The organism is Shewanella sp. DAU305 (assembly GCF_026802235.1).
Classification (GTDB): Bacteria; Pseudomonadota; Gammaproteobacteria; order Enterobacterales; family Shewanellaceae; genus Shewanella; species Shewanella baltica.
In genome coordinates, this window is the sequence record NZ_CP113808.1 from 2564527 (window position 1) to 2585942 (window position 21416).

Sequence of the window (21416 nt, forward strand, 5' to 3'; positions counted from 1 at the left end):
TCATATGGTCCCTGAAGGAACCCAGTATACTGAAGCTTTTCGAGTGCACAAGCGGACGGTTTTGTGCTCAAAGCGACTTTTTCACGATAAATGCATAACTATTTCTTGCTTGCTGGCAAATAATGAAATATTAGTTTTTAATTACGCATATTATATTTTTACATTTTTTCAACTTTGATTAAAAAGTGACTCGCTGGTACATATAAAAGAGGGATTAACTTGAAACTATCAGTACAACCCTCTATATATGGTGCCAATTTCCACCTTCTTGAGATTTTTTGGCGCAAATTAAACTATGGGTAAATCGCTAGTTATTGTCGAATCACCGGCCAAAGCTAAGACTATTAATAAATATCTTGGCAAAGAATTCATCGTTAAATCGAGCGTAGGTCACATCCGTGATCTGCCGACATCATCGACTTCAGAAGGCAATGAAAAGGTTAAATCCGCTGCCGAAGTTAAGAAAATGTCGCCAGAAGAAAAAGCTCAATATAAAAAGGTGAAAGATCAGCAAGCGCTGGTGTCTCGCATGGGCGTAAACCCTGAAAAGGGCTGGGCGGCTAAGTATCAAATTTTGCCTGGCAAAGAAAAGGTTGTTAAAGAGTTACAGGCACTTGCCGATTCTGCCGACCAAATCTATCTCGCAACCGACTTAGACCGTGAGGGAGAAGCTATAGCCTGGCATTTGCAAGAGGTGATTGGCGGTGATCCTTCACGGTATCAACGTGTGGTTTTCAACGAAATTACTAAGTCTGCGATTCAAGACGCTTTTAGCAAGCCGTCGACACTCGACACTAACATGGTTAATGCCCAGCAAGCCCGTCGCTTCTTAGACAGAGTTGTCGGTTTTATGGTGTCGCCACTGCTGTGGAAAAAAGTCGCTCGCGGTTTATCAGCTGGACGAGTGCAGTCGGTTGCTGTTCGCTTAGTGGTTGAACGTGAAAGCGAAATTAAAGCCTTTGTACCGGAAGAGTTCTGGGATGTACATGCAGAGCTGAGTACGCCCGCTCAAGAAGCCTTGCGGATGGAAGTGGTTAAGCATTTAGATGCGGCCTTTAATCCTATCAATGAACAGCAAGCGATGGCCGCGGTTCAAGCGTTATCCGCGGCGAGTTTTACCGTGCTGGCCCGCGAAGACAAAGCGACCCAAAGCAAACCTTCTGCGCCCTTTATTACATCGACATTGCAACAGGCGGCGAGTACGCGCTTAGGTTTCGGTGTGAAGAAGACCATGATGATGGCTCAGCGACTTTATGAAGCTGGTCATATCACTTATATGCGTACCGACTCGACCAATTTGAGTCAAGAAGCCGTTGAAAACTTGCGTGATATGATTGCCAAAGAGTTTGGTGATAAATATCTACCCGCTGAACCCATTCGTTATGGTTCTAAGGAAGGCGCACAAGAGGCTCACGAAGCGATTCGTCCATCGAACGTTCATGTCCAAGCGGCGACCTTATCGGACATGGAGCGTGACGCTCAGCGCTTATATGAGCTGATTTGGCGACAGTTTGTTTCGTGTCAGATGACACCAGCACAATATGATGCCACTAAGTTGACCGTGAAAGCGGGTGACTATGAGCTCAAAGCAACGGGACGTACTTTACGTTTTGATGGTTGGACTCGCGTACAAACAGCGCTCAAGAAGAAAAACGAAGAAGACAATACGTTGCCATTTGTGGCACAAGGCGATGTATTAGCGTTAAAAGAGTTGCAACCTAAACAACACTTTACTAAACCGCCAGCTCGATACAGCGAAGCCTCTTTAGTTAAAGAATTAGAAAAACGCGGTATTGGCCGCCCATCGACCTATGCAACTATTATTTCAACGATCCAAGATCGGGGTTATGTAAAAGTTGAGAATCGTCGTTTCTATGCCGAAAAAATGGGCGAAATTGTCAGCGAGCGATTAGTCGGCAGTTTTGCTGATTTAATGAGCTATGACTTTACCGCCAGTATGGAGCAAACATTAGATGATGTGGCTCGCGGTGAATTAGATTGGAAAAAAGTGCTCGATGGTTTCTATGCTGACTTTACTAAGCAATTAGAAAAAGCGGAGCTCGATCCCGAAGAAGGTGGCATGCGTCTTAACCAAATGGTAATGACGGATATCAAGTGCCCAACCTGTGGTCGCCCTATGGGTATTCGTACAGGAACGACTGGTGTTTTCCTGGGTTGCTCTGGTTACGAATTACCTCCCAAAGAGCGCTGTAAGACAACGATGAACCTTACACCTGGCGTTGAGGCAATTAGCGAAAACAGTGAAGATGCCGAGACAGATGCACTGCGTGCGAAGCACCGCTGTGGTATTTGCGGCACAGCAATGGACAGTTACCTAATTGATGAGAAGCGTAAGCTGCACGTCTGTGGCAACAACCCTATTTGTGAAGGCTATGAAGTCGAAGAAGGCCAATTCAAGATCAAAGGCTATGAAGGCCCGCTGATTGAGTGTGATCGCTGTGGCCACGACATGGAACTGAAAAACGGCCGTTTTGGTAAGTATTTTGGTTGTACCAATAGCGAATGTAAAAATACGCGTAAATTACTGAAGAACGGTGAGGCTGCGCCACCAAAAGAAGATCCTATCTATTTGCCTGATCTGAAATGCAGCAAATCGGATGCCCATTTCGTATTACGTGATGGTGCAGCAGGGATCTTCTTAGCGGCCAGTACTTTCCCTAAATCACGGGAAACCCGTGCACCTCTGGTTGAGGAGCTGGTTCAATACCGCGAGCTGCTGTGGCCTAAGTATCAATATTTAGCAGATGCGCCCGTCACTGATGACGAAGGCAATAAAGCAGCGGTGAAGTTTAGCCGTAAGACGAAAGAGCAATATGTTGCGACTGAAGTCGACGGTAAAGCTACTGGTTGGTCAGCCCATTACGTGAATGGCAAGTGGGTGAGTGAGACTACCAAGAAAGCCAAGAAAAGCGCATAGCGGTGGATTGAGCTAGCTTAATGCTAAGGCAACAACAAAAAAGCCAAGTCAATGATGACTTGGCTTTTTTGTTTCGATTTTCTTTAGAGACTGATTTGTTGCTGTAGATAATGAGCCAAAAATGTTGCTCGCTTTACTCGCACTCACTCACCACGCCCAATAACGCTGAAGAACGAGTGTAAGACGTGCCGCTAATTTAACTTAAAGGTAAGCACACAGTAACTGATCACCATTTCTTTTTCGGCTGAAACAGCATGTCGATATCATCTTCTTCATTTTTAGGTCTTGGTGCACTGGGTTCAGATTGTTTTTGCGCGCCCATAATCTCATCAAGCAATTGTTTAGCCTCATCCACTTTACGACCAATGAAAGGGTCATTAGGCGTTTGTGCCTTAATCGCGTGCAATGTCGATAGTGCTTTAGTCACCATTTGTTTTGATGAACCATACTGCTTCATAAAACTGGCCGCTCTGGCTCGGGAAAGCATGGAATCAACATTGATCCTGAGCTGTAAACTGTCGATACGACTTTCTTCCTGAGCAAAAATGCTCGGGTCGACTTTCCCTTTGTTATGTTCTGCTCTAAGTATCGCCTTGAGCTTTTTCAAGGTTTGCACTAGCGCTAAAATTTGTTTGTCGTTATCGGGTAGTCTGAAATTCTCAATCGGTGGTGATTGAGGTTGACCAGACTGTAAGGTTGTTATTTGATTGTTGATATCGGCTAGTCGGCGCTGGTAATCAGACTGTTGTTGGCTATTACTAATAGCTGTCGCAGCCTGCAAGGCATCTTGCACGCGACGGTACAAAACCAACACAATATTCGTGCTACAAGGCATCATCCCTGTGTTTGATAACACAGCTTCGGTTTCATCGATAATTGCTCTTTGACGGGCAAATTCAATGCGCCGCTCAGCCTCTACGCGTTCTTTTTGTTGTTGTAATACGTTAATTCCGATAACAAGCAGTAAAAGCGCACCGATGAGGATCAGAACCAAGGTGAATGACATAGATGTTCCATTATTTATCCAATTGAGCTAATGCTACAATAAATCAATAAACTAGCATAGTTATCTTAGCCTAGGTTATCATTTCTGTCGTATGAATCTGCAGACTTGTGCTCTATATTCCTATTTGCTTTAAGTTTTACTATATACTATAACGATTGATTATAGCTGAGAGTGCTTTGAGGGCTCAGTTGTTAATGGCATTTTGCGTGTTTGAAACAAGGAAATAAGATGAAACTGCAACAACTCAGGTATATTGCTGAGGTCGTAAAACATAACCTCAATGTATCGGCGACAGCTGAAAACTTGTATACCTCTCAACCTGGGATCAGTAAACAAGTTCGCATGCTTGAAGATGAGTTGGGGATCCAAATATTTGGTCGTAGCGGTAAGCATTTAACCCATGTCACACCTGCAGGTTTGCAAGTGATCAGCATTGCCAATGATATCTTGGGTAAAGTTGAGAGCATTAAAAAAGTTTCTGAGGAATATACTAAGCCCGATCAAGGCGAGTTAAATATTTCCACAACAGACACTCAGGCGCGCTATGCATTGCCGACGATTATTCGCCAGTTTATTGATCGCTACCCTAAAGTGAACTTACACATGCATCAGGGGACGCCGTCACAGATCAGTGAACAGGCGGCTCGCGGTGATGCGGATTTCGCCATCGCGACTGAAGCAATGCATTTGTATTCCGACTTGATTATGTTGCCTTGTTATCATTGGAATCGCTCCATCGTCGTTCCTAAAGATCATCCCCTTGCGACCCGTAGCCCAAATAATTTGATTAGCATCGAAGATTTAGCGCGCTTCCCCTTAGTGACTTATGTCTTTGGTTTTGACCGTGCTTCTGAAATTGAGAAAGCGTTCAATCGCGCCAATTTAGAGCCGCGTGTTGTTTTTAGTGCGACCAGTGCCGATGTGTTGAAGACCTATGTCCGTTTAGGATTAGGTGTGGGCGTCATCGCCTCTATGGCGATTGACCCTAATATCGATAAAGATTTAGTTGCGATTGATGCTGGCCATTTGTTTGCCCACAGTACGACTAAAATTGGCTTCAGGAAGGGCAGCTTCTTACGCAGTTATATGTATGATTTTATTCAGCACTTTGCGCCGCATTTAACCCGTGACGTGGTGGAGAAAGCTGTCGCCTTACGGGATCAACAGCTTATCGATGAAATGTTTGCCGATAAAAATCTGCCAATGCGTTAATTGGCGATGATTTACTGATATAAAAATGCCGCTAATATAAGCGGCATTTTTATGGGGTAATGTTTAGCTGAAACTTCATGAATAAATCAAGGTATTAAACCTAGGTGCTTAAATCTAAGTCCTTAATAAGTCGTTAAATCTAGGCGCTTAAATTTAGTTCATGTAGACACTAGCCATTTGGTATTCAGAAAGCATAAACATGCATCAAGTCCGTTATACATATCAAGACGTAAGCGATTAAGATAAATCGACTTTATCCATCTCAAGCTGAGCAAGAGCTATGACGGCTTGTGTTCGGTTACGAACGCCCAGTTTTCTAAAAATGGCAGTTGCGTGTGCTTTGATGGTCGCTTCAGAGACGCCAAGATCGTAGGCAATTTGCTTATTTAATAAACCTTCGGCAAACATCTGCAACACTTTATATTGCTGCGGCGTGAGATCGGATAATTTGCTGGCCATTTTATCAACGGCATCGTCATCTATAGAAATAATCTCAGTGCCTTTAGGCAGCCAAATGTCACCGAATAACACCGCACTCAGTGCCTCTTTGAGGGTTTCCATCGAAGCCGATTTAGGGATGAAACCACTACTACCATAATGAATCGCACGGCTAATGGTATTGATATCCTCGTGTGCAGAAATCACTACCACGGGTAAATCGGGATAATGTGAGCGTAGGTGAATCAGTGTGGAGTAGCCGTGGGAACCGGGCATCTGCAAATCTAACAGTACAAGATCGTAATCGACGCTACGGACATCCAACACAGATTGCAGTGCGTCAGCACTGTCGGCTTCAAACCATTGTGCATGCTCAAACGCTGTGGTCAGTGCTTGACGTAGTGCATTTCTGAACAATGGGTGATCGTCTGCGATAATAATATTTAAGTTTTCTAGCTTCATGGCTTTTATGATTATGTTCGGTGCGCGTGAAGATTGAACTCAATGTAACAGAAAAGTAATCAAGGATCCTATTGCTTTATTCATGAATAAGGACAAAATTTTGATATGTTTCTGGTTGTTAGACTTTGGTCGGTGTTTTGCAAAATATTTTTGAATCGCACGATAGTAATGAAAAGCCCGAGATAACGGGCCGTTCTGTATCTTTACATCGTCTACAAACTACTCGTATGTCCACACTTGAGTGGGATTTCGTTGTTCGTCAACCGCAACAAAGGTGAACACACCACGTATGGCATGCTCTCGGTGATCTTGATACATGTCTTCGACATAGATGTTCACTTCAACTTTCAATGAAGTGTTACCGACATGGATCACCCGCGCGATCAGTTCGGCTAATGTGCCTGCGGGGATAGGTTTTTTAAAATCGATTCTATCGGAACTCACAGTCACTAAGGTTTTACGGCAAAAACGAGTTGCAGCAATAAAGGCCGTTTCATCCATCCACGCTAAAGCTTCGCCACCAAATAACGTATTGTGATGGTTGGTGATGGATGGAAATACCGCTTTAATTACCCGCGCTTCAGAGGAGTCGATTCGCGTTTGAATCGCTTCTGGGAATTGTGCTTCAGAGGTTTCGGTTCGTGAGGTATTTTCGGTGTTTGGAGAAATGGGCGTAAGCGACATACAGCAACCTAAGGTAATGCAGCAAATAAGGCAGAATTATAGAGATTTTTAATTCTTAAAGATAGAAAACCACTTCATTTTGAGCCTCTAGCAGATTTTATTGTCGGTTTATTACTAACCTTTTAGGCGGCTATGCATAGCAAATAATATTTTAAACTCATTGTTTAAGCATAAGTCATTAAAAGTTATGTGATTTTTATATTTTGTCATATCTAGTTATTTAATATAACACTTTAAAGGTTAACAAATTACTTACATTGAGCTACCTTGAATATTCCGCAGTAACCCCTTTGTTGTCATCTGACGTTGTATGTGCTCGTGTAAAGGACTATTTCGGTAACATACTATAATAAAAGAGGATTTCAACATGATCTGTAATATACCTTGGGTAATGAAACAACAGCGATTCGCGTGGTTAATGGCCACAGCTATGGCGGGTTTCAGTTATTCTCAAACGGCTGCAGCAGTGAGTTGCCAAGACATAGCAGCTTGGAACAGTAGCCAAATCTACGCAACCGTCACGCTTGTAACCTACGATAATTATCTCTATCAAAATAAGTGGTGGACCCAGAATGAAAACCCAAGCCAAACAGGGCAGTGGGGCGTATGGGAAAACAAAGGCGTGTGTGATGGAGCGCAAAACCAAGCGCCTATACTGGTCATCTTACAGCCGCAAAACAATGTGAGTGTGAATTTAGGGGATGTCGTCTTGCTGCAGGCAGATGCATCTGATGTTGACGGTACCGTTGCGAGCGTAGATTGGTTTGCCAATGGTCAGGCGGTAACGAGCCCTTGGACGACTAATGCGATCGGCAGTGTCCAGCTTAAAGCGGTAGCGACCGATGACAAAGGTGCGACGACCGAGAAAAGTGTTGTGCTAACCGTTATTAATGCTACGAGTGAAAATTTACCGCCTTCGACAGAAATTTTGACACCTCTCAATGACAGCGCTGTCACTGTTGGCAACTCAGTAACCATTACCGCGAATGCGAGCGATCCTGATACGGGTGATAGCATTACTAAAGTTGAGTTTTATCTTGATAGTCAATTGATTGCGACTGATAACAGTGCACCCTATTCGGCAACGTGGCAGGCTGCAGGAGTCGGTGTGCATCAATTACAAACCCGTGCCTACGATAGTCACAATGCCAGCGGCTTGTCGGCAATCATCAAACTCAATGTTGCCGCAGCTAATCAAGCGCCGAGCGTGACATTAACCGCGCCGCAGTCCAACTTTCAAACAGATTTAGGCACGGTGTTATCACTCGCAGCAACTGCGACTGACAGTGATGGCGATGTGGCCAGCGTGCGCTTTTATGCTAACGGCGTGCTCGTTGCTGAAGATGCAACCGCGCCATACAGTGCACAATGGGCAGCCATTGAAAACGGTGACATTCGTTTCACCGCTGAGGCGATTGATAATCTTGGCCTGACAACATTATCAACTGCTGTCATCGGCCGAGTAGGTCAAGCACCAACCGATAATGAGGCTTGCCGTCCTGAAGGTTTAGTGGGTGATTCAGTCTATTGCGATGTGTACGATCAACAGGGCCGCGAAAAAATGGGTAGCGATCACGCCCGCCGCGTTATCGGTTACTTTACTTCGTGGCGCACGGGTAAAAATGGCCAGCCGAGTTATCTCGCAAGTGATATTCCGTGGGATAAAATTACTCACATCAATTATGCATTTGCGCATATTGATTCGAATAACAAGGTCTCTATTGGCGACCCCAATAGTGTAACGAACGCGGCAACAGGATTAGAGTGGCCGGGCGTTGCAGGCGCTGAGATGGATCCCGAGTTTAATTACAAAGGCCATTTTAACTTGCTCAATAAGTATAAAAAACGCCATCCAAACGTTAAGACTTTAATCTCGATTGGTGGTTGGGCTGAAACGGGCGGTTATTTTGATGATAACGGCAATCGTGTTGCCAGTGGTGGTTTCTATGAGATGACTCAGACGACGCAAGGGATTGAAACCTTTGCCGATTCTGTGGTGACGTTCTTACGCACTTACAGTTTTGATGGGGCGGATATCGACTATGAGTACGCGACATCAATGGCTAAATCTGGCAATCCTGATGATTTTTCGATGTCAGAGCCAAAGCGTGCGACCTTGTTTAAACAGTACGAACTACTGATGAAAACTCTGCGTGAAAAACTCGATACAGCCAGCAAGCAAGATGGTAAGCACTATATGTTGACCGTTGCTGCGCCAGCATCGGGCTATTTATTACGTGGGATGGAGGCGTATCAGATGACCCGTTATCTCGATTACGTCAACATTATGAGCTATGACTTGCACGGCGCGTGGAACGATTTTGTCGGTCACAATGCGGCGCTGTTTGACACTGGTACAGATGCAGAGCTTGCGCATTGGGATGTTTATAGTACGGCGCAATATGGCGGCATTGGTTATCTCAATACCGATTGGGCATACCATTATTTCCGCGGTTCTATGCCAGCAGGGCGGATCAATATCGGTATTCCTTACTATACGCGTGGTTGGCAAAATGTTAGTGGTGGCACTAACGGCCTATGGGGCTTAGCGGCATATCCGGATCAAACGGCTTGTCCTGTGGGTACGGGTGATGGGGCGTCAAACTGTGGTTACGGTGCTCAAGGAATTGATAACCTCTGGCACGATAGTGATGTACGTGGCGATGAGATGTTCGCAGGCTCTAACCCTATGTGGCATGCTAAAAACTTGGAGCTCGGTATCAGCGGCAGTTATTTAAGCCTTTATGGATTAGATCCGCAAACGAATGTTGCCGATCGACTGACGGGTACCTATGAGCGCCACTATGACGCTGTGGCGGAATCTTCATGGTTATGGAACCCGACCAAAAAGGTGTATCTGTCTACTGAAGATGAGCAAGCTATGGCGCGCAAAGTGAAATATGTGGTCGATAACGGCATTGGCGGCGTCATGTTCTGGGAATTAGCAGGTGACTTCGGCTGGTATCCAGAGCGTAATAATGGGCTGGGTGAGTTCTTTGTCGGTGATACTATGACCAGCATTGCGTACAACGGATTTGCGCAAGCAACCCCGTATGGCAATCGCACCAGCAATCAGGTAATGCCATCACAAACATTGACCTTAACGGCAAGCTTATCTGGCTATAAAGTGGGCGACAGTAACTATCCGATTACGCCAACCTTAACCATCACCAATAATAGCCAAGTGACTATACCCGGCGGTGCGGAGTTTGAATTTGATATTTCAACTTCAACCTCAGCCGAAATTGCCGATCAATCGGGTATGGGGTTAACTGTGGTGACTGATGGTTCCAATGTGGCTGGAAATAACGTGGGCGGGTTGGAGAATGATTTCCACCATGTTCGCTTTATCTTGCCAACTTGGAAAAGTCTCGCACCTGGGGCAACGTTTGACGGCACGATTAAGTACTATTTGCCTGTCTCTATGCCATCAAACTTTACTGTAAGTTTTAATGGCACTCGATATGGATTTGGTGCGGCGAGTTCCGTTGTTCCACCTGTTGATTGTGCTGCAAATCCAAGTTTACCTGAATGCCAAGTACCTGTGGTGGATAGTTGTGAAGCGGCGAGTGTTGATACTGCGGGTATTCCTGCTTATCCAAATTTCCCGCAAAAGGACTATCAGGGAAATCCAAGTCATGCAGCAACGGGCGATCGGATGAAAAACAGCAGCGCTGTGTACCAAGCTAAGTGGTGGACCAACGCGGCACCAGGAGCTTCTGCAGATTGGGCGTTTGTGTGTAATCTATAACATTGTTTATGTTTAATAAAAGAACGCAAAGGCGTTAGTCGCAGTGTGTTGCTGGCTATTACATTGGGTATTAAACCGCTCTTAATAAAAAAACCGATCAAAGATCGGTTTTTTATTGGAAAATGTATATCGCTTCGGACATATTTTCGAGCGTCAGGCTTATTTTGCTAACAATGCTTTTCGCTCGCGGGAAGCGGCTGCCAGTTTACGTAGCAGGACTTCTGAGTCATCCCAATGTAAGCAGGCATCTGTGATGCTTTGGCCATAACAGAGTGGTTGGTCTGCAACGACTTTCTGGTTGCCTTCCTGTAAGAAGCTTTCTGCCATAATACCGGCGATGGCAGTGCTGCCTGCCCGCATTTGCGCCATGATTGCATCGGCAACGTTAAGCTGCTTAAGGTGGTTCTTTTCACTATTACCGTGGCTGAAATCGACCACCATACGTTGAGTGGCCCCAACAGAGGCAAGTTGTTGACGTGCCTTTTCGATATCTTCGGCGTGGTAATTAGGCGTTTTGCCACCGCGCAGAATGATATGACCAAACGGATTACCGTGGGTGCGATAGACCGCCATCGCGCCATCTTTATCCGGTGAATAGAAAATATGCGGAACTTGTGCGGCGCGCACTGCATCGACGGCGATATTGATATTGCCATCGGTACCGTTTTTAAAACCAACAGGACAAGACAGTGCCGAGGCCATCTCACGGTGAACTTGGCTTTCAGTGGTGCGTGCGCCAATTGCGCCCCAAGTAATGAGATCGGCGATGTACTGACCGTTCACCATATCTAAAAACTCGGTGGCAATAGGTAATTTTAATTCTGTGATTTGTTGCAGTAGCTCGCGAGCAATACGTAGGCCTTTGTTTGGCTCGAAACTGCCATCAAGATCGGGATCCGAAATTAATCCTTTCCAGCCGACAACCGTGCGAGGTTTCTCAAAATAGACCCGCATTAAGATACACAAATCATCTTTCAATTCTTGATGTAATATAGCTAAACGCTGAGCATAATCTAATGCAGCTTTAGTATCGTGTATTGAGCATGGGCCTACGATCACCAATAGACGTTGGTCTTCACCCATAATAATGGCTTCGACTTCACGACGTTGCTGAACCAGATAATCGGCCGCATCTTGAGTTAATGGGAACTCAGATGCCAGTTGCGCAGGTGAGATGACTTTTGCTAATAAGGAAGTGCGTAGTTCGTCTGTTTTTATGGTCATTCAAAATACCGAGCTTGCGTGCGGCGCTTTTCGCCAGATTGCCTCGGATTATAACGAATCGAAACGAGTTGCACAGCGCCAATTGTGTTAATTGTCGGCAACTGTGCAATGAATTTGATTTAAGTTAGATTCAATTAAGCTAAATTCACTCGGTTTATCTTGGTGCTTTTTGCTCTACAAGCTTAGAACATGTGCCGTTCTAGGCCCGTGACATCCAATATTTTGGTGGCAATTTCTTCCACTGAATGATTCGTTGTATCTATATAAGGAATGCGTTCACGTTTAAATAGCATTTCCACTTCTTTGACTTCTAAGCGGCACTGCTTGAGTGACGAGTAGCGGCTGTTTTCCATTCTGCTTTGGCGGATCTCATGTAAACGCACAGGATCAATCGTCAAGCCAAACAGCTTTTTCTTATTGCGTTTCAGCGCGTCGGGTAACTTAAGGTTATCCATATCATCTTCGGTGAAAGGGTAGTTCGCAGCTTTGATGCCAAATTGCATCGACAAATACAGGCTTGATGGCGTTTTGCCACAGCGAGACACCCCAAGTAAAACCAGATCGGCTTGATCCATGTGTTTCATGGTCTGGCCATCATCATTATCCATGGCGAAATTAATCGCATCAATACGCGCTTCATAGCCGTGATTCGCTTTTCCATGGGTACGATGTAGCACTGGAGAAGCTGAAACCCCTAAATGTTGTTCGAGTGGGGCCACAAAAGTATTCAAAAAATCATAATCTAAGCCTTCACTCGAGTAGATGATGTCGCGGATCTCCGCTTTTACGATTGAATGGAATACTAACGGCCGCTCACCTGTTGTAATAAAACAATCATTAATTTGTCGCTTAACTTGCTCCGCTTTCGTCAAAGTTTCGACGAATGGAATTGTAAGTGACTCAAATTCTAATGGAAATTGCGAGAGAACCGCATGACCAAAAACTTCAGCTGTGATCGCTGTCCCGTCGGAGATATAGAATACTTTTGGTGCCATACTGACCTCTTGTAGTAATAAAATTACAAATAAAATTATAGATTTACGCGTGTTCGACAGGAGTGTAAAATGCCGCTGCCCTCGTGTGAAGGGGCCACTGAAATAAACTTGCGGAGATAGAACTGTGCAGCAATACGTACTCTGGTATCAAGAATTAGGCATGGGTGACGTCAACTTAGTTGGCGGTAAAAATGCTTCTCTAGGCGAGATGATCAGCAATCTGGCCAATGCCGGTGTTCAAGTACCTGGCGGATTTGCGACAACTTCCCATGCGTTCAACGAGTTCCTTGAACAAAGCGGAGTTAACCAGAAGATTTATGACATTCTAGCCACACTGGATGTAGATGATGTCAATGCGCTGGCTAAAGTAGGTGCACAGATCAGGCAGTGGGTTATCGACACCCCATTTCAACCAGCATTAGAGCAAGCCATTCGTGAAGCTTACGATAAACTTGCCGCTGAAACTAGCGAAGCGTCATTCGCGGTACGTTCTTCTGCAACAGCAGAAGATATGCCAGATGCGTCTTTTGCGGGTCAGCAAGAAACTTTCCTAAACGTTAAAGGTTTTGATTCTGTACTAACGGCTATCAAGCACGTTTACGCTTCACTCTTTAACGACCGCGCGATTTCTTACCGTGTTCACCAAGGTTACGAACACCACGGTGTTGCCTTGTCTGCTGGCGTGCAACGCATGGTTCGTTCAGATAAAGCGGCTTCAGGTGTGATGTTCACTATGGACACTGAATCTGGCAATAACGATGTCGTGTTTATCACTTCATCTTTTGGTCTGGGTGAAATGGTTGTTCAAGGCGCGGTAAACCCTGATGAATTTTATGTTCATAAACCTATTTTAGCCTTAGGTCACAAGGCTGTTGTGCGCCGTAATATCGGTAGCAAGCTCATCCAAATGGTGTATTCAGATGATGCTGCTCACGGCAAACAAGTGAAAATTGAAGATGTTGCAAGCGAGCAACGCCGTCAATTCTCAATCAATGACGCTGAAGTTGAAGAGTTGGCAAAACAAGCTGTGATTATCGAGCAACACTATGGTCGTCCAATGGACATCGAGTGGGCAAAAGACGGTAACGACGGCAAATTGTATATCGTTCAAGCGCGTCCAGAAACGGTTCGTAGCCGTGAAGATGTGCAATTGATTGAGCGTTATCACTTAAAGAGCCGTGGCGCTGTGATCTGTGAAGGTCGCGCTATCGGTCATAAAGTGGGAACCGGCGTAGCCAAAGTATTAACCTCTATCGCTGATATGGATCAAATCCAACCAGGTGACGTGTTAGTGACTGACATGACAGATCCAGATTGGGAACCTATCATGAAACGCGCGAGCGCCATCGTCACTAACCGTGGCGGTCGTACTTGTCACGCGGCGATTATCGCCCGTGAATTAGGTGTGCCAGCGGTGGTGGGTTGTGGTGACGTGACTGACCGTATCAAGAATGGTCAAATCGTGACTGTTTCTTGCGCTGAGGGTGATACTGGCTTTATCTACGAAGGTAAACAAGAGTTTGAAGTGATTTCAAACCGTGTTGACTCTTTGCCAGAACTGCCAATGAAAATCATGATGAACGTGGGTAACCCTGATCGTGCATTTGATTTCGCCCGTTTGCCAAACGAAGGTGTGGGTCTAGCGCGTTTAGAATTCATCATCAACCGTATGATTGGTATTCATCCAAAGGCACTGCTTGAGTTCAATCAACAAGACGCTGCGCTGCAAACTGAAATCAACGAGATGATCGCAGGTTATGAATCACCGGTTGAGTTCTACATTGCCCGTCTGGTTGAAGGTATTGCGACTATCGGTTCTGCTTTCTATCCGAAGAAAGTGATCGTGCGTATGTCAGACTTTAAGTCTAACGAATACGCAAACTTGGTTGGCGGTGATCGTTACGAGCCAGAAGAAGAGAACCCAATGCTGGGCTTCCGCGGTGCAAGCCGTTATATCTCTGAATCGTTCCGTGACTGTTTTGCCTTAGAGTGTGAAGCGATCAAACGTGTTCGTAACGACATGGGTCTGAAAAACGTTGAAGTCATGATCCCATTCGTACGTACAGTGAAAGAAGCTGAACAAGTGATCGGCCTGCTGAAAGAGCAAGGTTTAGAGCGCGGTAAAGATGGTTTACGCGTCATCATGATGTGTGAAGTGCCTTCAAACGCCCTGTTAGCGGATCAATTCCTTGAGCATTTCGATGGTTTCTCTATCGGCTCAAACGATTTAACTCAGCTAACACTCGGTCTTGACCGTGACTCAGGTATCATCAGCCACTTATTTGATGAGCGTGATGAAGCCGTTAAAATGCTACTTTCATTGGCCATTAAAGCGGCTAAAGCGAAGGGCGCATACATAGGTATTTGTGGTCAAGGTCCTTCAGATCACGCCGATTTTGCGGCTTGGTTGGTCGAGCAGGGCATAGATACCGTATCGTTAAATCCAGATACTGTGATTGATACTTGGTTGTATTTAGCCGAAGCTCACGGTTGATCTCGATTGTAATTTTATAAACTTGTTAAAAAAGCCGCTTTTTAGCGGCTTTTTTTTGTTTATAATGGCGCCATAACGATAATTGACAGAAGCCATCTATGCTACCCCTGCTATCACATCAACAAACATTAGAGCCAGTGTATTTGGCATACCTTGATGCACTGGAGCAAAGTGAGTATTCCGGTGATATAGACAAACGTTACAGCGCACGTTTAGTGCAAGCAACGGACAACTCTGTATATCAATTCTTACCTCAAGCTGTGTTATATCCTAAAAATCAGCAGGATATCCAAATTGCATTGACACTGGCTGCTACGGACGCATTTCGCAGCGTGACCTTCAGTGCACGTGGCGGTGGTACCGGTACCAACGGACAATCCCTGACCCATGGTTTGATTTTGGATGTGTCGCGTTACATGAATCGCGTGCTCGAAGTGAATGCTGAGCAAGGTTGGGTACGAGTTGAAGCTGGCGTCGTTAAAGATGCACTTAACGATGCATTGCGTCCCCATGGATTCTTTTTTAGTCCCGATTTATCCACCTCAAACCGCGCCACGATTGGCGGCATGATCAATACCGATGCCTCGGGTGCGGGCTCACTGGTTTACGGTAAGACGTCAGATCACGTGCTGGCGCTGCGCAGTGTGTTGATTGATGGCAGCGTGTTGGATACGCATCCCCTAGACGCTGGACTACTGTGCAACCCCGATAACGTCAGTGATAATCCGTTGGGGCAGAAACTGATTTCTGCTGTGGCGGCGGTATGCCGCGAAAAGCGCACTCAGATTGAAAACCAGTTTCCTAAGCTCAACCGTTTCCTTACTGGCTATGACTTAAAACATGTGTGGAACGACAACCTGACGCAATTCGATTTATCACGGATTTTGACAGGCTCAGAGGGCACGCTTGCGGTGATAACCGAAGCTAAACTCAATCTCACCCCGCTGCCGACTGAGCGCGCGATGGTGAACATTAAGTACGATTCGTTCCAATCGGCATTGCGTCATGCGCCATCCTTAGTTGCCGCGCGGGCGACTGTGGTCGAAACCGTCGATTCAAAAGTGCTTAATTTAGCCCGCGAAGATATTGTCTGGCACTCGGTATCTGATCTGATTCAAGAAGTGCCGGGTAAAGTCATCGACGGCCTCAATATGGTCGAATTTGCTGGTGACACAGTAGAGGTTGAGCAAAAGCTTGCGAGCCTTGAAGCTGTCTTGACTGAGCAGATCAGCAAAGGTGAGTGCGGCGTATTGGGTTACCAAGTGACGCAAGACAAGCCAAGCATCGAAAAAATCTACGGCATGCGCAAAAAAGCCGTTGGTTTACTCGGCGCCACTAAAGGACGTCGCAAACCTATCGCCTTTGCGGAAGATACCGCGGTGCCGCCCGAAAAACTCGCCGATTATATTATGGAGTTTCGCGCAGTACTCGATGGTCATAATCTGCAATACGGTATGTTCGGTCATGTGGATGCGGGCGTGTTGCATGTTCGGCCCGCACTCGATATGTGCGATGTTGAAGATGAAAAACTACTGCGAGTCATTTCAGATCAAGTCGCGGCACTGACGCTTAAATACGGCGGCCTGATGTGGGGCGAACACGGTAAAGGTGTGCGTGGTGAATACGGTCCATCTGTCTTTGGTGATGAACTATACGGCGTTCTACAAGATATCAAAGGCTTGTTCGATCCCGACAACCGACTTAACCCTGGTAAGCTGGTGGCACCTAAACATACTGGCGCCCTCTATTACGATATCGACAGTGCTAAGCGCGGTAAGTTTGACCGACAAATCCCCATCGAAGTACGTGATGCATTCCCCGATGTGATGAACTGTAACGGCAACGGCCTGTGCTTTAACTACAGCAGCTATTCGCCCATGTGTCCGTCGTTTAAGGTGACGGGTGACAGGGTACAATCGCCCAAGGGGCGCGCAGGGCTCATGAGAGAATGGCTCAGGCTGCTGGAGGCTGAAGGGGTTGATGTCAACGCACTGGCAAAAGCAAAGCCCTTAGGTTTGCTGCAGCGCGTTCAAAATACCCTGAACGCCCAGCGCGATTATGATTATTCCCACGAAGTGATGGAATCGCTCAAGGGCTGTTTGGCCTGTAAAGCCTGCTCTGGGCAATGTCCGGTCAAAGTGGATGTACCTAAGTTTAGGGCGCAGTTCTTTAATATTTACTATCAACGCTATTTAAGACCGGCGAAGGACTATCTTGTTGCAGGTATCGAAGATAGCTTGCCATTAATGGCCGCTGCACCGCGTCTTACTAACTTTGCCGCGCAAAATCCATTGAGCCAATGGGTGATTAAAAAGGCGATTGGTTACGTGGACGCGCCTGCGTTATCTGTGCCGACCTTAAAGCAAAGACTCGATGGCCATGCCAGTCGTGGTTACGATTTAGCGGCACTGCAGGCAATTCCAGAAGAGGCGCGCTCACAGTTTGTGCTGGTGGTGCAAGATCCCTTTAACAGTTTCTATGACTCAGGTCTTGTGCTGCGCTTTATCCAGTTGATTGAAAAACTCGGTTTAAAACCGGTGTTGTTGCCCTATAAACCCAATGGTAAGCCAACGCATATCAAGGGATTTTTAGATAAGTTCGCGAAAACGGCGCAGTCGAGTGCGGACTTTTTGAACCAAGTCCATAAACTGGGCATGCCGATGGTCGGTATCGATCCTGCCTTAGTCTTGTGTTATCGCGACGAATACCGTGAAGTCTTAGGGGCTAATCGCGGTCATTTTGAGGTCAAGTTAGCCAACGAATGGCTACTTAATGTCATCAAGGACCTACCCGCGAAAGCGCCACAAGATAAACAATATACCTGGTTTAGTCATTGCACTGAATCTACGGCCAAGCCAAATACCGCCAAAGAATGGACTAAAATCTTTGCTCATTTTGGTGCTAAGTTAACCGCAGTCAATTTAGGTTGTTGTGGTATGGCCGGAACCTACGGCCACGAGGCGGAAAACCTCGAGCGTTCTAAGGCCTTGTTTGAGATGTCTTGGCAGCAAACTCTCGCTAAGATTGAACAGCCGCAAGTTTTAGTGTCGGGCTATTCTTGCCGTACTCAAGTGAAACGTTTTGCCGGTTACAAGCCAAAACATCCACTTGAGGCCTTGCTTGAGTTAGCAAATATCTAGTGGTGTTTATCACTTAGCTTCGCCAGTGAGCTTGTTATTATCCTCACTGGCATATCCCAGTGTTGAATGTCACACTAAAGCCAGCCGCAAGGCTGGTTTTTTTATGGGTGATGGAGGCCTAGATGGAAAAAATGACTGACAGTATTCAACACACACTCAAACAATTCGCCGCCGATAGCGCATTAACGACAACAACGCGGTTGTGCAGTGACATCCCACTATTTGACATTAACGCCTTGGGTAATTGGACATATCTAGGAACATCGCTGCCAGCAAAGTTTGCTAAGTTGTTCGCCAGTATTTTGCATTGCATCGATGATGAGTATTTCTTAATTACCCCAGTGGAAAAGGTGCGAGTGCAGGTTGAAGATGCGCCTCTGCTGATTGTCGATTTCGAGCGAGCGCAACCTCATTCTCTGCTCAATGTGAGCACCAGTATTGACACTCTGCACCACAATGTGGATATAAAGCAGATGAAGCTCACCGATGACAGTGTTTATTTGCCGCTTGAGCGTGGGTTATGGGGAAAATTAGGCCGTGCCTGTTACTATAATTTTGTGAATGAATTCAATTTATCTGATCTAAATGAGCAGTGAGTTCGTAGGTTAATCGCGTAATTAGCTGTGGTGTTAGCTAGTTTATTGCGGGTTAAGTGGTAGTATTAAAACTGACTCTGTCTTCTTATAATGGCGCACAGGGTAAGTGAAAACGCGTTAAAACCTTTGTTGTAGGAGGTGCTGTTTGAATCGTCATGAAAGCTTAGGCTATCTTGTTTCCCACTTAAATATCGAGCTGCAAAATGAGCTTGATCTGCATCTTAAGCGATATCAACTCGATATAAAACTGTGGCCTGTGCTGTTTGCTTTGTGGCAAGAGGAGGGCATCAGCCAAACTGAATTGTCTAAGCGTTGCGATGTGGCAAATTACACTATGACGCGTTTACTCGATCAGTTACAGGTACAAGGTCTTATTACCCGCCATCAAGAAGCCGATAATCGGCGCGCCTTTCAAATCTTTTTGACCGATGAAGCCAAAGCGCTAGAGCAAGATCTGATTTGCGAAGCTGAGCGGGTCAACGAAAAGTTCCTGTCTAACCTCAGTGATGAGGAGCAGCAGCAGTTCGTCTTACTATTAAATAAAATCAATCGCTTGGCTTAATGATACGGATTCATTCGGTATGGAGGGATACTGCGGTTTAGCCGTTTTCACTGCTATCTTTATGTGATTGTCTAAATTCATTTTCTCCAGTTTAATCCCATCATTCATCTGTCACTTCGCGGGATTAAACTGGCTCAATCAATTCAAGTAAAGTGCAAAGACGCAGAGTAGGCTGACGGCTATGACTGAGTGTTGCAAATAACGGCGGCTGGCTAACAAATTTTCTTTGCCTTGTTTTAGGCTGGCGACGAGTGTGTGCTGCTTATAAATTCGGCACATCAACTCATCGGTTTGGGGATCGATAAGCAGTTCGAACTTGCAAGGTGCGCCGTCTTTAAGTTGAATAGTATGTTCGCTCTGAGGCTTAAAATTCAGCTTGTGCGACACCATCTGGCCGTTGACAAAGACCCGCTCTAAACCGCTCCAATTACTGGCTTGCAGTTCAACTACATCTTGGTTGAGATCATACTTGAAACGGATCATAGCGCTATCCTGTGCTGGGACCTGAGAGGCTAATTCAAGCAGACAAATATGACGTTTTCCAGCGTGATTTAATGAATATTCTGTGTCGAAATTAAAAGCGCGGCTAAACCATGAGCTTAGCGCTAGATTAAATTTTAGATAACAAAAAAGCGACCAGAGGTCGCTTTTGCGGATGTTACGCGGGCAGATAAATTACTTTTTTGCGGCTTCGATAATGGCTTTGGCCATTTCATCAGCCACAGCGCCGGTTGTACGGTTCTGTGCATCAGCTTGGCTGAAGATTTTCAGCAGTGTGTTGTAAATTTCTTCTACTTTGGCGGTAGACCTTGCGGCGTCGTAATCTTTTTCGAATGACACATTGATAATGCCGCCTGCGTTGATCACATAGTCTGGCGCGTACAGTATGCCCATTTCTTTCAGCTGTTCGCCGTGGCGTACTTCAGCTAATTGGTTGTTGGCACAGCCAGCAACAATTTTGGCTTTCAGTTGCGGTAAGGTCGCATCGTTTAAAGTTGCGCCAAGGGCACAAGGAGCGTACACATCCACATCTTGCGCGTAAATATCTTGAGGCGCGACAACAATGGCACCAAAGTCGGTAGCGACTTTGTCTAACGATGCTTGATGAATGTCGGTAACAATCAGTTCAGCGCCTTCGTTATGCAAGTGTTTGCACAGGTAATAGCCAACGTGACCTACACCTTGAACGGCGATTTTAAGGCCTTTTAGGCTGTCTAAACCGAGTCTATGTTTAACCGCAGCTTTGATGCCTAAATAAGTGCCAAGAGCGGTGAACGGTGATGGATCGCCACTCTTGCCTTCAAGACCTGCCATATAAGGGGTTTCTTCATGGGCAATCATTATATCTGCTGTAGTTGTACCCACGTCTTCAGCGGAATAATAGCGGCCGCCAAGGCTATTAATGAAACGGCCAAAAGCGCGAAATAGGGCTTCGCGGTCTTGTCTTTTTGGATCGGCGATGATCACTGATTTGCCGCCGCCCATGGTTAAACCGGCAAGGGCGTTTTTGTAAGTCATGCCACGAGAGAGGCGTAATACGTCAGTCAGGGCTTCATCATCCGATTGGTAATTCCACATCCGGCAACCACCCACGGCAGGGCCAAGGTTGGTGTTATGGATGGCGACAATGGCCTTTAAGCCACTTTCTTTATCATGACAGAATACGACCTGTTCATGTTCGTCAAAGGATACATGATTAAATACAGCCACGTGAATTTCTCCGCTATACACAATGAAAAAGCCGACGAGGTGAGTCCCCATCGACTGCTTGTTATATTTATTGCAGAACCATAGCATTTAGCGATACTCTCAACCATGCATAATGACCGAATAAATACATTATTTGTGGCAATTTAGCTTTCCACTTTACGTAAACGTAAGCTTTGTGGTTGAAAATGGATTGTACTGAATTTA

The 21416-nt window shown here is 45.8% G+C and carries 14 protein-coding genes; 7 read left to right on the plus strand and 7 right to left on the minus strand.

The annotated features are described in order from the left end of the window. Positions 1-295 precede the first annotated feature (295 nt). Positions 296-2938, plus strand: a complete 2643-nt coding sequence (gene topA, locus OX890_RS10935) for a type I DNA topoisomerase (RefSeq protein ID WP_006081959.1) — start codon at positions 296-298, stop codon at positions 2936-2938. 226 nt (positions 2939-3164) lie between these two features. On the opposite strand, the gene zomB is transcribed toward topA, so the two are convergent. Continuing rightward, complete coding sequence (gene zomB, locus OX890_RS10940) at positions 3165-3944, minus strand: flagellar motor control protein ZomB (RefSeq protein WP_006086247.1); 780 nt, start codon at positions 3942-3944, stop codon at positions 3165-3167. Between the two features lie 228 nt (positions 3945-4172). Here zomB and cysB point away from each other — a divergent pair, with 228 nt between their 5' ends. Beyond that, a complete protein-coding gene (cysB, locus tag OX890_RS10945; protein ID WP_126491768.1) occupies positions 4173-5156 on the plus strand; it encodes an HTH-type transcriptional regulator CysB in 984 nt (327 codons plus the stop codon). Between the two features lie 237 nt (positions 5157-5393). Here the strand turns inward: cysB and OX890_RS10950 are convergent, their stop codons facing one another. Together OX890_RS10950 and OX890_RS10955 are read right to left on the minus strand one after the other, a co-directional pair. After that, on the minus strand, positions 5394-6056 hold the full coding sequence (locus tag OX890_RS10950; protein WP_006081956.1) for a response regulator transcription factor: 663 nt from the start codon (positions 6054-6056) through the stop codon (positions 5394-5396). A gap of 219 nt (positions 6057-6275) precedes the next feature. Further along, entirely contained in the window at positions 6276-6740 is a 465-nt protein-coding gene (locus tag OX890_RS10955) for an acyl-CoA thioesterase (protein ID WP_172599578.1), read from the minus strand. Between the two features lie 367 nt (positions 6741-7107). Here OX890_RS10955 and OX890_RS10960 point away from each other — a divergent pair, with 367 nt between their 5' ends. After that, positions 7108-10491, plus strand: a complete 3384-nt coding sequence (locus tag OX890_RS10960) for a glycosyl hydrolase family 18 protein (protein WP_268649202.1) — start codon at positions 7108-7110, stop codon at positions 10489-10491. Between the two features lie 159 nt (positions 10492-10650). On the opposite strand, the gene OX890_RS10965 is transcribed toward OX890_RS10960, so the two are convergent. Then, complete coding sequence (locus OX890_RS10965; protein WP_268649203.1) at positions 10651-11715, minus strand: 3-deoxy-7-phosphoheptulonate synthase; 1065 nt, start codon at positions 11713-11715, stop codon at positions 10651-10653. Positions 11716-11897: 182 nt separating this feature from the next. Continuing rightward, a complete protein-coding gene (gene ppsR, locus OX890_RS10970; protein WP_006081952.1) occupies positions 11898-12710 on the minus strand; it encodes a posphoenolpyruvate synthetase regulatory kinase/phosphorylase PpsR in 813 nt (270 codons plus the stop codon). Positions 12711-12834: 124 nt separating this feature from the next. Between ppsR and ppsA the strand changes: the two genes are divergently transcribed. The 4 genes from ppsA to OX890_RS10990 all read left to right on the plus strand — a co-directional run bounded on the left by ppsA (position 12835) and on the right by OX890_RS10990 (position 19502). Continuing rightward, positions 12835-15204 (plus strand): phosphoenolpyruvate synthase, encoded by a 2370-nt coding sequence (gene ppsA, locus OX890_RS10975; RefSeq protein WP_268649204.1) that lies wholly within the window; start codon positions 12835-12837, stop codon positions 15202-15204. Positions 15205-15302: 98 nt separating this feature from the next. Then, positions 15303-18344, plus strand: a complete 3042-nt coding sequence (ydiJ, locus tag OX890_RS10980; RefSeq protein WP_268649205.1) for a D-2-hydroxyglutarate dehydrogenase YdiJ — start codon at positions 15303-15305, stop codon at positions 18342-18344. Between the two features lie 122 nt (positions 18345-18466). Then, complete coding sequence (locus OX890_RS10985; protein ID WP_268649206.1) at positions 18467-18940, plus strand: DUF1285 domain-containing protein; 474 nt, start codon at positions 18467-18469, stop codon at positions 18938-18940. Between the two features lie 145 nt (positions 18941-19085). After that, positions 19086-19502 carry a MarR family winged helix-turn-helix transcriptional regulator gene (locus tag OX890_RS10990; RefSeq protein WP_006081948.1) on the plus strand — a complete coding sequence of 139 codons (417 nt, stop codon included), beginning with the start codon at positions 19086-19088 and terminating at the stop codon, positions 19500-19502. Positions 19503-19640: 138 nt separating this feature from the next. On the opposite strand, the gene OX890_RS10995 is transcribed toward OX890_RS10990, so the two are convergent. Together OX890_RS10995 and OX890_RS11000 are read right to left on the minus strand one after the other, a co-directional pair. Then, complete coding sequence (locus OX890_RS10995; RefSeq protein ID WP_006081947.1) at positions 19641-19985, minus strand: hypothetical protein; 345 nt, start codon at positions 19983-19985, stop codon at positions 19641-19643. Between the two features lie 192 nt (positions 19986-20177). Then, positions 20178-21212, minus strand: a complete 1035-nt coding sequence (locus OX890_RS11000; RefSeq protein ID WP_126491774.1) for a Glu/Leu/Phe/Val dehydrogenase dimerization domain-containing protein — start codon at positions 21210-21212, stop codon at positions 20178-20180. Between the last annotated feature and the right edge of the window lie 204 nt (positions 21213-21416).

Bases quoted from the DNA above. Each gene is read 5' to 3' on its own strand.
- OX890_RS10985 (WP_268649206.1), top strand. From the start codon at position 18,467: ATGGAAAAAATGACTGACAGTATTCAACACACACTCAAACAATTCGCC.
- topA (WP_006081959.1), top strand. From the start codon at position 296: ATGGGTAAATCGCTAGTTATTGTCGAATCACCGGCCAAAGCTAAGACT.
- OX890_RS10950 (WP_006081956.1), bottom strand. From the start codon at position 6,056: ATGAAGCTAGAAAACTTAAATATTATTATCGCAGACGATCACCCATTG.
- OX890_RS10995 (WP_006081947.1), bottom strand. From the start codon at position 19,985: ATGATCCGTTTCAAGTATGATCTCAACCAAGATGTAGTTGAACTGCAA.
- zomB (WP_006086247.1), bottom strand. From the start codon at position 3,944: ATGTCATTCACCTTGGTTCTGATCCTCATCGGTGCGCTTTTACTGCTT.
- OX890_RS10965 (WP_268649203.1), bottom strand. From the start codon at position 11,715: ATGACCATAAAAACAGACGAACTACGCACTTCCTTATTAGCAAAAGTC.
- OX890_RS10960 (WP_268649202.1), top strand. From the start codon at position 7,108: ATGATCTGTAATATACCTTGGGTAATGAAACAACAGCGATTCGCGTGG.
- ydiJ (WP_268649205.1), top strand. From the start codon at position 15,303: ATGCTACCCCTGCTATCACATCAACAAACATTAGAGCCAGTGTATTTG.
- ppsR (WP_006081952.1), bottom strand. From the start codon at position 12,710: ATGGCACCAAAAGTATTCTATATCTCCGACGGGACAGCGATCACAGCT.
- cysB (WP_126491768.1), top strand. From the start codon at position 4,173: ATGAAACTGCAACAACTCAGGTATATTGCTGAGGTCGTAAAACATAAC.
- OX890_RS10955 (WP_172599578.1), bottom strand. From the start codon at position 6,740: ATGTCGCTTACGCCCATTTCTCCAAACACCGAAAATACCTCACGAACC.